This is a genomic window from Cupriavidus pauculus (genome assembly GCF_008801835.1).
In the GTDB taxonomy this organism is placed as follows: Bacteria; Pseudomonadota; Gammaproteobacteria; order Burkholderiales; family Burkholderiaceae; genus Cupriavidus; species Cupriavidus pauculus.
The window spans coordinates 126309-139494 of record NZ_VZOW01000002.1 but is presented as its reverse complement, the minus strand read 5'-3'; the positions used below and the strand labels follow the sequence as shown (position 1 = coordinate 139494).

Annotated in this window: 13 protein-coding genes and 1 riboswitch; of the genes, 3 read left to right on the top strand and 10 right to left on the bottom strand. The window is 62.6% G+C overall.

Annotation, left to right across the window (positions count from 1 at the left end):
• Window positions 1-146 precede the first annotated feature (146 nt).
• Window positions 147-2468, top strand: a complete 2322-nt coding sequence (locus F7R19_RS03275) for an NADP-dependent malic enzyme (protein WP_150979356.1) — start codon at window positions 147-149, stop codon at window positions 2466-2468.
• Between the two features lie 193 nt (window positions 2469-2661).
• On the opposite strand, the gene F7R19_RS03270 is transcribed toward F7R19_RS03275, so the two are convergent.
• From F7R19_RS03270 to F7R19_RS03240, 7 genes are all read right to left on the bottom strand, one after another.
• Entirely contained in the window at window positions 2662-2907 is a 246-nt protein-coding gene (locus tag F7R19_RS03270; protein WP_061958478.1) for a hypothetical protein, read from the bottom strand.
• Window positions 2908-3148: 241 nt separating this feature from the next.
• Window positions 3149-4252: a porin gene (locus tag F7R19_RS03265; RefSeq protein WP_061958477.1), complete on the bottom strand. Its 1104-nt coding sequence runs from the start codon at window positions 4250-4252 to the stop codon at window positions 3149-3151.
• 209 nt (window positions 4253-4461) lie between these two features.
• Window positions 4462-4983, bottom strand: a complete 522-nt coding sequence (uraD, locus tag F7R19_RS03260) for a 2-oxo-4-hydroxy-4-carboxy-5-ureidoimidazoline decarboxylase (protein ID WP_150979355.1) — start codon at window positions 4981-4983, stop codon at window positions 4462-4464.
• On the bottom strand, window positions 4980-5924 hold the full coding sequence (gene puuE / locus F7R19_RS03255; protein ID WP_061958475.1) for an allantoinase PuuE: 945 nt from the start codon (window positions 5922-5924) through the stop codon (window positions 4980-4982). The genes uraD and puuE overlap by 4 nt, the downstream gene beginning before the upstream one ends.
• A gap of 188 nt (window positions 5925-6112) precedes the next feature.
• Window positions 6113-7519 (bottom strand): nucleobase:cation symporter-2 family protein, encoded by a 1407-nt coding sequence (locus F7R19_RS03250; RefSeq protein WP_061958474.1) that lies wholly within the window; start codon window positions 7517-7519, stop codon window positions 6113-6115.
• A 208-nt stretch (window positions 7520-7727) separates the two neighbouring features.
• Window positions 7728-8474 carry a GntR family transcriptional regulator gene (locus F7R19_RS03245; protein ID WP_061958473.1) on the bottom strand — a complete coding sequence of 249 codons (747 nt, stop codon included), beginning with the start codon at window positions 8472-8474 and terminating at the stop codon, window positions 7728-7730.
• Window positions 8475-8507: 33 nt separating this feature from the next.
• Complete coding sequence (locus F7R19_RS03240) at window positions 8508-8735, bottom strand: hypothetical protein (RefSeq protein WP_150979354.1); 228 nt, start codon at window positions 8733-8735, stop codon at window positions 8508-8510.
• An 85-nt stretch (window positions 8736-8820) separates the two neighbouring features.
• On the opposite strand from F7R19_RS03240, the gene uraH reads away from it, so the two are divergent.
• Complete coding sequence (gene uraH, locus F7R19_RS03235) at window positions 8821-9174, top strand: hydroxyisourate hydrolase (RefSeq protein ID WP_061958472.1); 354 nt, start codon at window positions 8821-8823, stop codon at window positions 9172-9174.
• Window positions 9175-9204: 30 nt separating this feature from the next.
• On the top strand, window positions 9205-10413 hold the full coding sequence (locus F7R19_RS03230) for a urate hydroxylase PuuD (protein WP_061958471.1): 1209 nt from the start codon (window positions 9205-9207) through the stop codon (window positions 10411-10413).
• Between the two features lie 119 nt (window positions 10414-10532).
• Here the strand turns inward: F7R19_RS03230 and F7R19_RS03225 are convergent, their stop codons facing one another.
• The 3 genes from F7R19_RS03225 to F7R19_RS03215 all read right to left on the bottom strand — a co-directional run bounded on the left by F7R19_RS03225 (window position 10533) and on the right by F7R19_RS03215 (window position 13182).
• A complete protein-coding gene (locus F7R19_RS03225; protein ID WP_211922706.1) occupies window positions 10533-10964 on the bottom strand; it encodes a YXWGXW repeat-containing protein in 432 nt (143 codons plus the stop codon).
• A gap of 144 nt (window positions 10965-11108) precedes the next feature.
• Window positions 11109-11684, bottom strand: a complete 576-nt coding sequence (locus F7R19_RS03220) for a TMEM165/GDT1 family protein (RefSeq protein WP_150979353.1) — start codon at window positions 11682-11684, stop codon at window positions 11109-11111.
• A gap of 30 nt (window positions 11685-11714) precedes the next feature.
• Window positions 11715-11936: riboswitch (yybP-ykoY riboswitch) on the bottom strand.
• A 70-nt stretch (window positions 11937-12006) separates the two neighbouring features.
• The gene (locus tag F7R19_RS03215; protein ID WP_150979352.1) at window positions 12007-13182 is read right to left on the bottom strand and encodes a fatty acid desaturase; all 1176 of its coding nucleotides are present in this window, start codon (window positions 13180-13182) and stop codon (window positions 12007-12009) included.
• Window positions 13183-13186 lie beyond the last annotated feature (4 nt).

The following is a 13186-nucleotide window of genomic DNA, read 5'->3' as shown; positions in this document are numbered from 1 at the left end:
CGGATTGCGTACCACACGGTAAAAACACTTTTGATGGCCGCGGCCGAAAAATCCCCGCGTGTACGCCGGTAAAGCCCTGTCGAGGCGTGATGGCTGGGCTAGAATGGCTCCTCGTTTTTTTTCGCCTTCTCTTTCCGGACAAGCAGATGAGCAGCAAGACCAGCGGTGATGCACCGCAACATGCCCCCAACAGCCCCGAGGAACAACTGCGGCTGGCCGCGCTGGAATACCATCGCAGCCCCACCAAGGGCAAGATCCAGGTAACGGCCACCAAGGCGCTGTCCAACCAGCGCGACCTGTCGCTGGCCTATTCGCCTGGCGTGGCATACGCCTGCGAGGAAATCCACAAGGATCCCTCGATGGCTGCCGAGTACACCTCGCGTGGCAATCTGGTGGCGGTGATCACCAACGGCACGGCTGTGCTGGGGCTGGGCGACATCGGTCCGCTGGCCGGCAAGCCGGTCATGGAAGGCAAGGGTTGCCTGTTCAAGAAATTCGCCGGGATCGACGTATTCGATATCGAACTCGATGCGCGCGATCCGGACAAGATCGTCGAAATCGTCGCGGCGCTGGAGCCTACGCTCGGCGGTGTGAACCTGGAAGACATCAAGGCGCCCGAGTGCTTCTATATCGAGAAGCAACTGCGCGAGCGCATGAACATCCCGGTCTTCCACGACGACCAGCACGGTACCGCGATCATCTCGGCCGCGGCGCTGCTCAATGGCCTCAAGGTGGTTGGCAAGGAAATCGGCAAGGTGAAGCTCGCAGTGTCGGGCGCCGGCGCGGCGGCGATTGCCTGCCTCGATACGATGGTCAGCCTCGGCGTGAAGCGCGAAAACGTCTTCGTGGTCGATTCCAAGGGCGTGATCTTCCAGGGCCGCGACGCCAACATGGAAGCCAACAAGGCGCGCTACGCACAGGACACCTCGGCCCGCACGCTGGCCGACATCGTCAAGGATGCCGACGTCTTCCTGGGCTGCTCCACGGCCGGCGTGCTGACGGCCGACATGGTCAAGACCATGGCCGACAAGCCGATCATCCTGGCGCTGGCCAATCCCGAGCCGGAAATCCGCCCCGAGATCGCCAAGGCCGCGCGTCCTGACTGCATCATCGCCACGGGCCGTTCGGATTATCCGAACCAGGTCAACAACGTGCTGTGCTTCCCGTACATCTTCCGCGGCGCGCTCGATTGCGGCGCCACCAAGATCACGGAAGAAATGAAGCTGGCGTGCGTGAAGGCGATCGCCGAACTGGCCGAAGCGGAACTGAACGACGCGGTGGCTGCCGCGTACGGTGGCCGCGAGCTGAAGTTCGGTCCGGACTACATCATCCCGACCCCGTTCGATCAGCGTCTGATCGAGAAGATTGCCCCGGCGGTGGCCAAGGCAGCCGAGGAGTCGGGCGTCGCCACGCGTCCGATCAAGGACCTGGAGGCGTATCGCCAGCAACTGTCGAGCTACGTCTATCACACCGGGCTGATCATGAAGCCGGTGTTCTCGGCCGCCAAGGCCGCGCCCAAGCGCGTGGTCTACGCCGAAGGCGAAGAAGAGCGTGTGCTGCGCGCCGTGCAATCGGTGGTCGACGAAGGCCTGGCCAAGCCGATTCTGATCGGACGTCCGCACGTGATCCAGATGCGTATCGAAAAGGCCGGTCTGCGTCTGCGCCCCGGTGTCGATTTCGAACTGGTCAATCCCGAGGACGATCCGCGTTACCGCGCGTACCACGAGGAATATCACGCGCTGCGTGGTCGCGACGGCGTGACGCCCGATGTGGCCAAGGTCATGCTGCGCCGTTCCAACACGCTGATCGGCACGATGCTGGTGCACATGGGCGACGCCGATGCGCTGCTGCGCGGCACGGTCGGCCGTTTCGAAGCGCACCTCGAACACGTGCGCGACGTGATCGGCCTCGCGCCCGACGCCAAGGTGTTCGCCGCGATGAATGCGCTGATGCTCGAGAAGTACACGCTGTTCATCACGGACACGTTTGTGAATGACGATCCGAGCGCCGAGGAATTGGCCGCAATCACGCAACTGGCGGCAAAGGAAATTGCGCGCTTCGGCCTGCATCCGAAGGTCGCGATGATGTCGCATTCGATGTTCGGCTCGTCGAGCCGTCCGTCGGCCGTCAAGATGCGCGAAGCGGCGGCGATCCTGTCGCGTATCGCACCGGAACTCGAAGTCGAGGGCGAGATGCAAGGCGATGCCGCGCTGGTCGAGGACGTGCGCCGTCATTTCCTGCCGAGCACCAAGCTGGCGGGCAGCGCCAACCTGCTGGTGATGCCCACGCTGGACGCGGCCAACATCGCGTTCAACCTGCTCAAGATCACGGGCGGCCAGGGCGTGACGGTGGGCCCGATCCTGCTGGGTGCGGCCAAGCCGGTGCACATCCTGAACCCGCAAGCCACCACGCGCCGCATCGTCAATATGACGGCCGTGGCCGTGGCGGAGTCGAGCGCGATTCGCTGATTGCTGCACGCGTGTCGTTCCGTGTGACTGGGTCGACCAGATCTGCAGATTCTGCAGCTCTGGTCGACACAAAAAGAATTCGGGCCGCATATGCGGCCCGAATTCTTTTGTCGGTGCGCTGGCACGTCTGCCGGGGTGTCAGCGCGTCGGCGGGTCAGTACGCACGGTTTCCGTGCCGCCGCTTGCCTGATGGCTACTGCAGCACGTTGTACTGCTCTCGCATTACCACGATGATCGAACGGGCTGCGGCCATCTTCTGTGCCAGATCGTTAAAGGTGTCCTGGCGAACGTCGACCTCAGCGCTCCAGTTGCAACCCGTATGGTCGGGCTGGTGCACACGCATCGCGTGCAACTCCACCTCGCCGCATTCGGGATTGTTGTCCAGGCACTGGCTCAGGATAGCCATCAGTTCCGATCGGGATTTCACATAGCGCCGCATGCGTCACCTCACTCGTCCTGGTTTACGTGGTCCGGCACACAGTCCGGACACTTAATCTAGGTTTTAGCGCGCCCCTCTGCCAATTGAATCCACCTATGGAAGGGTCGCTTTCCATCCTGTTGCAGTGGCTTAATTGGGCGCTGCGGCGCAGCATTGCGGCGCGTTTGGGTAATTGCGTGCGCACATAAAAAAGCCTGCCGCGAGGGCAGGCCTGTGTCGCATGCAGCGCGCGATCAGAACATCAGAACTTGTGGCGAACGCCGACGCCGAAGCTGTCGCCGTGTTCGATGCCAGTCGTCTTGTCGTAGTAATACGCGGCGTACACGTCGGTGCGCTTCGACAGGTTGTAGTCGTAGGCCACTGCGAACGTGTTGCGCTTGAAGCTCGACACTTCGTTCAGCACGCGACCGTACGAGTACGACGCGAGAACGTTGCCAGCACCCACCGGCACCGACACGCCTGCCTGTCCGTCGATGTGCTTGATATCGCCGAACGGGTTGGCGTTCACGTTGGTCTTGATGTACTGACCTTGCAGGAAAGCCTTGACGATCTTGAAGTCGTACGAAGCGCCCGCCTGCACGGCGGTTTGCTTGTCGAATCCGACGATGAACGGCGTGTTCGCGTTCGGGGTGGCCGGCGGGTTGGCCAGATCGAACGGGGTGTTGTCGAACTTGACCTGCTGGAATGCCACCGTCGCGGCGAAGTTGCCAGAGAAGTAGGTCACGTTGCCGCCCCACTTGTTCTTGCTGTTGTTGCCGGCCGATTCACCCGCGCTGTAGATGAAGTTGGCAGTCAGGCCGCCGAAATTCGGCGTCGAATAGACCAGCGAGTTGTTCCAGCCCGAATCGCCGATGATGCCCGGATCGTACACGCGGCCGTTGTTTGCGCCGAAGTACGTGTGGAAAATCATCGGGCTGAAGACGTACGAGTCAACCAGCGGATTGAACAGGATCGTCGACACGAAGTAAGGCGTGGTGTTGCGGCCCAGCTTGAGCGCGCCGTAACGGTCGTTCTGCAGACCGACGTACGCATTGCGGCTGAACATCGAATCGCCGTTGAAGCGGCCCATGCTGCCGCTGTCGGTGCGGAAGAATCCGTTCAGGTCGAAGATGGCCTTGGTACCCATGCCCAGATCCTCGGTACCCTTGATGCCCCAGTACGAGGTTTGCATGCCACCCGAGTTGGCAACGAACGCGCGATCCGGGTTGCCAGGATTCTTGATGCCGCCGACGAACATATCAGCCTGGCCGTACAGCGTGACGCTGGACTGGGCCATGGCTGCGCCGGAAAAAAGGGTGGCCGCGATTGCCGCCAGCTTGATAGCCGGCTTGTACTGCTTCTTCATGTTTAAGACCTCCGTGGTTGTGATGCTGCTCAGAACGTTTCTTGTGTGCCGGATCCTGATGGATCTTCTTCTGCGGTGTTCCCCGGCCGTGCGCGGAAGTCTGACGATGCAGTGGGGACCGTCACGGCCGGGTTACATGTTGGACAGCGATGTATCTCGCTGAACGTTCCTGAATTTCTCTCTCTCTTTTACCGCTATGGATTTTTTATTCAGGCGGATACTAAGTCGTTCAGACGGAATTGCGCAATTCGATGAATCTGGTTGATGCAAGTTTGCAACTCGACATCGGGTGCGTTATCGAGGCGTCTTGCGAAGGCGTCGATGATGCCGTGTCGATCATAGCCACGGACTGCCAGAATGAAAGGGAAGCCGAACTTCTGGTTATATGACGCATTCAGATTCTGGAGACGCTGGAATTCCTCTGGCGTGCATTGATCGAGCCCCGCGCCCGCCTGCTCACGCGTGGACTCCGCGGTGAGTTCGCCGCGCACGGCGGCCTTGCCCGCAAGCTCCGGGTGAGCGCGCACAAGCTTGAGTTGCGCCTCGCGGCCCGCATCGTCCACCGCGCGGCGCAGCGCAGCGGCGAGTTCCGCCATATCGGAAAACGGACGCTGCTGTGCGGCAGCCTGGGCAAACCAGGGCGAGTGTTCATAGATGCCGCCGAGTACCTTGACGAACTCGGGCTCGGGCATTGCGTTCAGTTGCGTGATCGTGTAGGTGGTCTGGCTCATGCCTGGCTCCGGTGCGGGTGGGTGTCGATCCAATGGCGCGCGATATCGATGCGCCGGCAGATCCATACCTTGTCATGCGACTGCACGTAGTCCAGGAAGCGCTGCAACGCGCGGAATCGTCCCGGTCTTCCCAGCAGGCGGCAATGCATGCCGACCGACAGCATCTTCGGTTGATCGAGGCCGCTTGGATCGCCTTCGGCGTAGAGCACGTCGAATGCATCCTTCAGATACTGGAAGAACTGCTCGCCCGTGTTGAAGCCCTGTGGCGTGGCAAAGCGCATGTCGTTGGTGTCGAGCGTGTAGGGCACCACCAGATGGGGCTTCTTTTCGCCGCCCGTGACTTCCACTTCGGTCCAGAACGGCAGGTCGTCGCCGTAGTAATCGGCGTCATAGAGCAGTCCGCCGTGTTCCACGACGAGCTTGCGCGTGTTGGGGCTGTCGCGGCCGGTGTACCAGCCCAGCGGCATCTCGCCGGTCAGTTCCTTGATGATCTCCATGCCGATGCGCATGTGCTCGCGCTCGGTGGCCTCGTCGATGCCCTGGTAGTGAATCCAGCGCCAGCCATGGCACGCGATTTCGTGGCCCAGTTCGACGAACGCGCGCGTCAGTTCCGGATGGCGCTGCAATGCCATCGAAACGCCGAACACCGTCAGCGGCAGCTTGCGCTGCTCGAACTCGCGCAGGATGCGCCAGACGCCGGCGCGAGAGCCGTACTCGTAGATGCCCTCCATGCTCATGTGTCGCGCGGGATAGGCTGCCGCGCCAACGATCTCGGAGAGGAACTGCTCGGATGCGGCATCGCCGTGCAGCACGCAGTTCTCGCCGCCTTCCTCGTAATTGAGCACGAACTGGAGCGCGATGCGCGCGCCGCCCGGCCAGCGGGCGTGCGGTGGCTGGGCGCCGTACCCTATGAGATCGCGTGGATAGTTATCGTGTGTCATCTCGTTATATCTGCTTCAGGAGAAACCAAAACCGCTGGCTCGCAGGCATGGGTCCTGACAGCGCTTTCCCTTACGCAAAGCGCGTGCCAGAAGTGGTCCCGCGGCCTTGACAAGCAGGCGGCGATGCGGTGCGGATTGTCGTCGCCGGATTGTCGAATTTAATTGTTGAGCTGCGATTGTCCGGCGCGTTACTCCGTGCCGTGCGTATTCGCGGCGGCGTTGCGCATGGCTTCTTCAGCCGATTGCATGCCGTTGAAATACAGGTTCAGCGCCACCGCGACGATGGTGCCGAGCACGATGCCGCTGTGCGTGAACGGATCGGTCCATTTCGGCAGGTACTGGAACAGCGTGGGCGACAGCGTCGGGATCATGCCGAAGCCGATCGAGATCGCCACGATGAACAGGTTGTGCCGGTTGCGATTGAAATCGCACGAACCGAGGATGCGGACGCCGGTGGCGGCCACCATGCCGAACATCACGATGCCGGCGCCGCCGAGCACGAATTGCGGCACCGATGCCACTACGTGCGCCATTTTCGGAAACAGGCCGAACGCGATCAGGATCACGCCGCCGGCCGCAGCGACGTAGCGCGAGCGCACGCCGGTGACCGTGACAAGGCCAACGTTCTGCGAGAACGAGGTGTACGGGAACGTGTTGAACACGCCGCCAATGACGGTGCCCAGCCCGTCGGCGCGCAGGCCGGCGGTCAGGTCCCGGGTGCTGAGCTTACGGCCCGTGATGTCCGACAGCGCCAGGAACATGCCCGTCGATTCCACCAGCGTGATCAGCATCACGATGCACATCGACAGCACAGCGCTGAGCTGGAAGGTCGGCATGCCGAAATGCAGCGGCGTGATGACAGCCATGTAGCTGGCTTCGTTCAGGCCGTCGAACGACACCTTGCCCATCGCCATCGCCACCAGCGTGCCGACGACGATGCCGATCAGCACCGCGCAGTTCGACACCAGGCCGCGACCGTACTTGCTCAGCAGCAGGATCACCACCAGCACCAGTCCGGCAATGCCGAGGTTAGCCAGATCGCCGTACGCAAGATTGGGCACTTCCTTGACCACGCCGTCGATCACGGCGCGCGTGGTGGGTTGACCGCCGCCAGCCCAGTTGATGCCAACGCGCATCAGCGACACGCCGATCAGCGTGATCACGGTGCCGGTCACCACCGGTGGAAACAGCCCCAGCATGCGGCCCATCATCGGCGCTATCAGGATGCCGAACAGGCCCGACGCGATCACCGCGCCGTAGATGCCGAGCAGGCCGACGTTGGGGTCATTGCCGATCGCGATCATCGGCGCCACCGACGCGAACGTGACGCCCATCATCACCGGCATGCGGATGCCGAACTTCCAGAAGCCGATGGCCTGAATCAGCGTGGCCAGACCGGCGGCGAACAGGTCGGCATTGATCAGGAAAGCGAGCTGATCCTTCGGCAGCTTGAGCGCGCCGCCGACAATCAGCGGAACCGCCACCGTGCCGGCGTACATCACCAGCACATGCTGCAGGCCCAGGGCCAGCAACCGCCCCGAGGGCAGTCGCTCATTTGTGAGATCCGTGGGGACCGTGGTGCTTGCGGAATTCATGGTGTGTCTCCTCTCCTTTGGTTTTGATGGGAACGCGCGCCGGGTTATGGCCCTGATGACCGTTCTGTCGCTGCCTCTTGTCGTGGGCAATTGTTGACGGTTCTTGTCCGGTGTTTCGCCGTGCCTCTGACGGGCGGAATAGGGGCGAATCCGGTGGGCCGGCATCGGCAACAGGGGACGACTGTTGCCCGGCGGCGGGAACATTGCGCTAGGTGGAGCGGCCCAGCACGCTGCGAAGATCGAAGTTGCCGGGCTCGTCCGGCTGCACGCGGTCCGCGCAGGCGCCAAGGTGGTGCGCCATGCGCGATTGGGCCAGGGCGGCGTCGCCCTGTTCCAGTGCGTCGAGAATTTCATCGTGCTCGTCGAACGAGCATGCGTTGTGGCCGGGGGCTTCCACGCTGGCAATCATCAGCGTGGTACGCGAGACCAGCCGGCGCATCATCGTCACCAGCAACGCATTGCCGGACAGTTCGGCCAGCGCGGTGTGGAATTCCGCCGACAGGCGGATCCAGCGCGGGCGTTCGTGCGTGAGGAACGCCTGGCGCTCGTCGTTGACCATCTTGCGCAGCGGGGCGATCACGCTGCGCACGTTGGGCAGCGAGGCGAGCTTTTCGAGCACCGCGCGTTCGAGCATCTGGCGCAGCTCGAACATGTCGTGCGCCTCGTCGGTCGACGGACTGGCGATGAACGCGCCGCGATTGGGCTCCAGATCGACCATGCCGTCGGCGGCCAGCCGCGACAGCACCTTGCGCACCGTATGTCGCGCGGTGGCATAGATCTCGCAAAGGGAATGCTCGGTCAGCTTGGTGCGCGGCGGCAGCCGGTGTTCCATGATCGCGTCATAGATCTCGTGATACATGCGCTCTTCGACCGACCCCTTGCGGGCGGGCTTGTTGTCGGCGGGGCCCAACTGGGCGTCAGTCGCGGCGGCAATCAACTTGAGATTCTTGGACATCCTGGACACTCGCTTTAGCAGGAGAGGCGATGGTCAGCGATCGTAGCGATCCGGTACGGCGTCGACATCAAGCGCGCTGATATCGATCATTCGGGAGCGCAGATCTAAAAATTGTTGACAATTATTTGGATATGCAAGCACCATTGTCAACAAAACCGACCACGGTTTTTGACAACTGCGGGTATTTACCGAGTTGTCACCAGGATGGGTCTGGCGCATTGTCGCCACGCACCAATCCAGCGCCGGGATGCGTTGAAACACGTACCGAGCGGGCACTATTTCCCAAGAATGGTGCTAGTGAAGGCAGCGGCGCCCCTCACAACCCACACTCCAAAGGAAGAACAGGATGGGACGCTTGACCACTCACGTTCTCGATACTGCCGCGGGCACTCCCGGTGCCGGCATGTCGGTTTCCCTTCATAAAATTGTCGACAATCGGCGCGAGACGCTGAAGTCGATCAAGACCAACCACGACGGCCGTGCCGATCAGCCCTTGCTGGAGGGCGCAGACCTGGCGCCGGGCGTGTACGAGCTTGATTTTGGTGCTGGCGACTATTTCCGTGCCCAGGGCGTCAAGTTGCCCGAGCCGGCGTTTCTCGACGTGGTCACGCTGCGCTTCGGCATTGCCGATACCGCCGCGCACTACCACGTGCCGCTGCTGGTGTCGCCGTGGTCGTACTCGACCTACCGCGGCAGCTGATCGAGGCGGACGGGAACAAGGAGACAAGTCATGGAAGGCTACATTCTCGACTGGGCCAATATGCTGTTGCGTTGGCTGCACGTCATCACCGCCATCGCGTGGATCGGATCGTCGTTCTATTTCGTCTGGCTCGACAACAGCCTGACGCGCCCCAACGCCAGCGACCTGAAGGAAAAGGGCGTCGATGGTGAACTCTGGGCCGTACACGGCGGCGGCTTCTACAACCCTCAGAAATATCTCACCGCGCCAAAGACGCTGCCGGAGAACCTGCACTGGTTCTACTGGGAGTCGTATTCGACGTGGATGAGCGGCTTTGCGCTGCTCGTGGTGCTGTACCTGTTCAACGCCAGCACGTTCCTGATCGACAAGAACGTATATGACATGTCGCCCGGCGCGGCGGTTGGCTTTGCGGTGTCGTACCTGGTGATCGGCTGGGTGGTGTACGACTCGATCTGCCGCTTCTTCGGCAAGAGCGATCGCACCGTTGGCATTCTGGTGGCGTTGTACGTGGCGGTGGCCGCCTTCGTGGCGTGCCATGTGTTCTCGGGCCGCGCGGCATTCCTGCTGACCGGTGCGATGATCGCCACGATCATGAGCGCCAACGTGCTGTTCTGGATCATCCCGGGTCAGCGCAAGGTGGTGGCGGCACTGAAAGCGGGCCAGCCGGTGGACCCGATCCACGGCAAGCGCGGCAAGCAGCGCAGCGTCCATAACACGTACTTCACGCTGCCGGTGCTGTTTGCGATGCTGTCGAACCACTACAGCATGACCTACGCGGCCAAGAACAACTGGGCCGTGCTGATCATGCTGATGCTGGCCGGCGTGCTGATTCGCCAGTTTTTCATTCTCAAGCACAAGGGCAAGATCAATTTCGCCTGGCCGGCGGCCGGCGTGGCCTGTCTGGGTCTGGTGGCTTTCATGATCGCGCCGCAGCCGCGCCAGCAGGTGGCGAGCAACGGTGGCGACGCCGCCGCCAACGCGGTGAGCTTCGTGAAGGTGCAGGAAATCATCAACACGCGTTGCGTGCAGTGCCATGCCGAGCAGCCGAAGATGATGCCGACCGCCGCCAAGGGCATCAAGCTCGATACCGTCGACGGTATCAAGGCGCATGCGCAACTGATCTACCAGCAGGCCGTGCAGCAGAAGGCAATGCCGCTGGGCAACGTCACGCAGATCACGGACGACGAGCGCGCGTTGCTGGGCCAATGGTTCGAGGGCGGCGCAAAGACCGCCAACTGATTCTGACCGAGCATCGGTGATCGACGGTCCGGAGGCTGCCATTGCGGCAGCCGGCAGTTCCGGACTGGCGAGGGTTTGAACGGGGCTTCGCGCCCCGTTTTTTTATGCGCGGCGTTTCATCAGCCGTGCCAGGCGCCCTTGACCCAGGCCCAGCCGCCGCCGCCTTCGTAACGCCAGACCCAATGGCCGGGCACCCAATAAGCGTGCGGGGCAGGCGCCACCGTGACTTGCTCGACGATGACGGCCGGCATCGGGGGCACTGGCTGCTGCACCCACTTGCCATGCACCCAGAGCCAGTCATTGCCGGCCCACTTCCAGTGTCCGGGCACCCAATTCCAGCCATACCCCGGTGGCGTGCCACGGTCCTCGTGGACGGGCGGCGGCATGTTTCGCACCATCTGTGCGGGATGCTGCGCGGGCGGCGGCTGGCGCACCACGACGCGCTCGGTCACGCAGCCGGTCAGGGCCGTGGCGCATGCCACGACCATCAGCACCGGACACCAGGCAGGCAGCAGGCGGGCCAGTCCGTTGTTTTTCTTTGGCTTTGACATCTGTTCCTCGTTGTGGGGATGGTCCGAACGGGTCGGATGCTTCCTCTAACGAGGCGTGGGTGCCGGCGGCACACAGGCAGTTGTAAGGCTCTGTTACGCCGTGCAAAGGCCTGTGCGCCGAGGGTGGTGCCGCCCGTACCGAAATCAGCCGCCGACGTTGAACAGCGCCAGGAGGCCCAGCACCAGGAAGATCGCCGCCGCAATCTTGTGGACCAGTGCGATCGGCATCTTGTTGGCGAAGCGGTCGCCCAGCAATACCGCCGGTGCGTTGGCCAGCATCATGCCGAGCGTGGTTCCTGCTACCACGGCGATTACCTCGCCATGGAAGCGTGCGGCCAGTGCCACGGTGGCGATCTGCGTCTTGTCGCCCATCTCGGCAAAGAAGAACGCCACGATCGTGGTGCCCAGGATGCCGAGCGCGCCTTTGACGGGCTTGGCTTCTTCGGCGTCGTCGAGCTTGTCGGGAATCAGCATCCAGCCGGCCATCGCGATAAAGCCCAGGCCGAGTATCCAGCGCAGCAGGTTTGCGCCCAGCACGCCGGTAATCCAGCCGCCCAGCGCGCCGGCAAAGCCGTGGTTGACCAGCGTCGCAATCAGGATGCCAAGAATGATCGGAATGGGTTTTCGGTAGCGCGCGGCCAGTACCAGCGACAGCAATTGCGTCTTGTCGCCCATTTCAGCGAGCGCGACGATACCTGTGGAGACGAGGAACGATTCCATTATTGTTGGTGAAATATCCGGGCCGCAAATGCATCTCGCGAGATGCCAATGACACACACCTTTCCCGGCCCGGCCAGAAAGGTATGGTCATCGGTCTCGCCAGGCGCTGGACACAAGGTCCCGTGCTGCGCACGCCATAACCGCTTGCCGAGGTGGCATTTGGTCAAGTCTGTTGACGTACGCCCCTGTCTTCCGGGTGCCGCATTGCGCGGCGCGGTGAGATCAGGGCGGCTACTCCCCAATGGAAGGCGCAATTCTAACGGGCGCGGCAGCCAAAGTCCACCGCGCCCGTTGTTGTATTGCAATCACTGCAACACGATCGTCAGACAGGTACCGGAGCGTTTTCGCTGGTCTGGCGACCGCGGAAATCGGTCCAGCACAGCGCCTTGAAATCGTAGAGTTTGCAGCGGCGCGCTGTCTGGAAATACCAGCGCCACGAAAAATTCTCGATGATGATGCGTCCCGGTAGCGCGTGCTCAAGCATGGCCTGGGCGCGCTTCAGGCGGTAAAGCGGCACGCTCATGTCGACGTGGTGCGCGGTGTGTTCCATGATGTGGTGCAGCGCCGCGCCGATACCCATGCCGAAGCGCAGATGCACGGTGGTCGAGACGAACGGCTGTGCTTTGGCCCACATCGGCTTGGTGTCGTACCACGCGACGCTCGTATGCGTGTGATGAACATAGAGCACAAAGCCGACCGTCGCATTCCACACCAGGAACGGCACGACGAACCCGGTGCCGATCATCAACGCGACCGACTGCCCGGTGGCAACCGCCACCCACGCAAGTGCGCCGATCCACAGCGCGCCAAACGCGGCCACCAGCGCGCAGTCCCACATGAAGATCGGGCGGCGCGTGCTCATTTGGCGCTTGCTGGGGAAGAACAGCTTGAGCCACCAGATTTCGATCAGGTAGTACAGGCCGGCGCCCAGTCCATTGCGATAGATGCGCTCCATCACGCGGCGATAACGCGGCAGCGCGCGGAATTCCTCGAGCGAGTACGGAGCCCAGACGAAATCGAAGCCCTTGAGATTGGTGTAGCCGTGATGCACGACGTTGTGGCCCACTTCCCACAGGCTGTACGGCGTGAGCGACGGCAGGAAGGTGAGCCGGCCCAGCCACTTGTTCAGTCCGCGACGCGCGGTAAGGCTCTGGTGGCAGGCGTCGTGGCCGATGATGAACAGCCGCGCGATGATCAGCCCGGCAAGCACGCCAAGCCCGAGCTTGGCCCACCAGTCCGCAGCCAGTACCAGGCCGGCCAGCAGCGCGGCGAACAGTGAGTAGTCGAAGGCGAACAGCATCAGCGCGCGCGGCGTGCTGCGGCTGCCCAGCGGTATCAGCCAGCTGCGGATGGTCTTGCGGTTGGGGAAGGGCGCGTCCGGCGCGATGGGCTCGGGTAGCGCGGTATGGTTGGCAGGATGCGGGCGCCGGGGGGCGCAGGAAACGTCGGCCGGGGCGCGCGCCTCGGCCGGCGAGAGTGAGTCAGAGCGGGCAGTCATCAAT

Coding starts and splice junctions, on each gene's coding strand:
- F7R19_RS03215 (WP_150979352.1), bottom strand. CDS start 13,182: ATGACTGCCCGCTCTGACTCACTCTCGCCGGCCGAGGCGCGCGCCCCG.
- F7R19_RS03245 (WP_061958473.1), bottom strand. CDS start 8,474: ATGTCCAAGAATCTCAAGTTGATTGCCGCCGCGACTGACGCCCAGTTG.
- F7R19_RS03230 (WP_061958471.1), top strand. CDS start 9,205: ATGGAAGGCTACATTCTCGACTGGGCCAATATGCTGTTGCGTTGGCTG.
- F7R19_RS03225 (WP_211922706.1), bottom strand. CDS start 10,964: ATGTCAAAGCCAAAGAAAAACAACGGACTGGCCCGCCTGCTGCCTGCC.
- F7R19_RS03275 (WP_150979356.1), top strand. CDS start 147: ATGAGCAGCAAGACCAGCGGTGATGCACCGCAACATGCCCCCAACAGC.
- uraH (WP_061958472.1), top strand. CDS start 8,821: ATGGGACGCTTGACCACTCACGTTCTCGATACTGCCGCGGGCACTCCC.
- F7R19_RS03265 (WP_061958477.1), bottom strand. CDS start 4,252: ATGAAGAAGCAGTACAAGCCGGCTATCAAGCTGGCGGCAATCGCGGCC.
- uraD (WP_150979355.1), bottom strand. CDS start 4,983: ATGAGCCAGACCACCTACACGATCACGCAACTGAACGCAATGCCCGAG.
- F7R19_RS03250 (WP_061958474.1), bottom strand. CDS start 7,519: ATGAATTCCGCAAGCACCACGGTCCCCACGGATCTCACAAATGAGCGA.
- puuE (WP_061958475.1), bottom strand. CDS start 5,924: ATGACACACGATAACTATCCACGCGATCTCATAGGGTACGGCGCCCAG.
- F7R19_RS03270 (WP_061958478.1), bottom strand. CDS start 2,907: ATGCGGCGCTATGTGAAATCCCGATCGGAACTGATGGCTATCCTGAGC.
- F7R19_RS03220 (WP_150979353.1), bottom strand. CDS start 11,684: ATGGAATCGTTCCTCGTCTCCACAGGTATCGTCGCGCTCGCTGAAATG.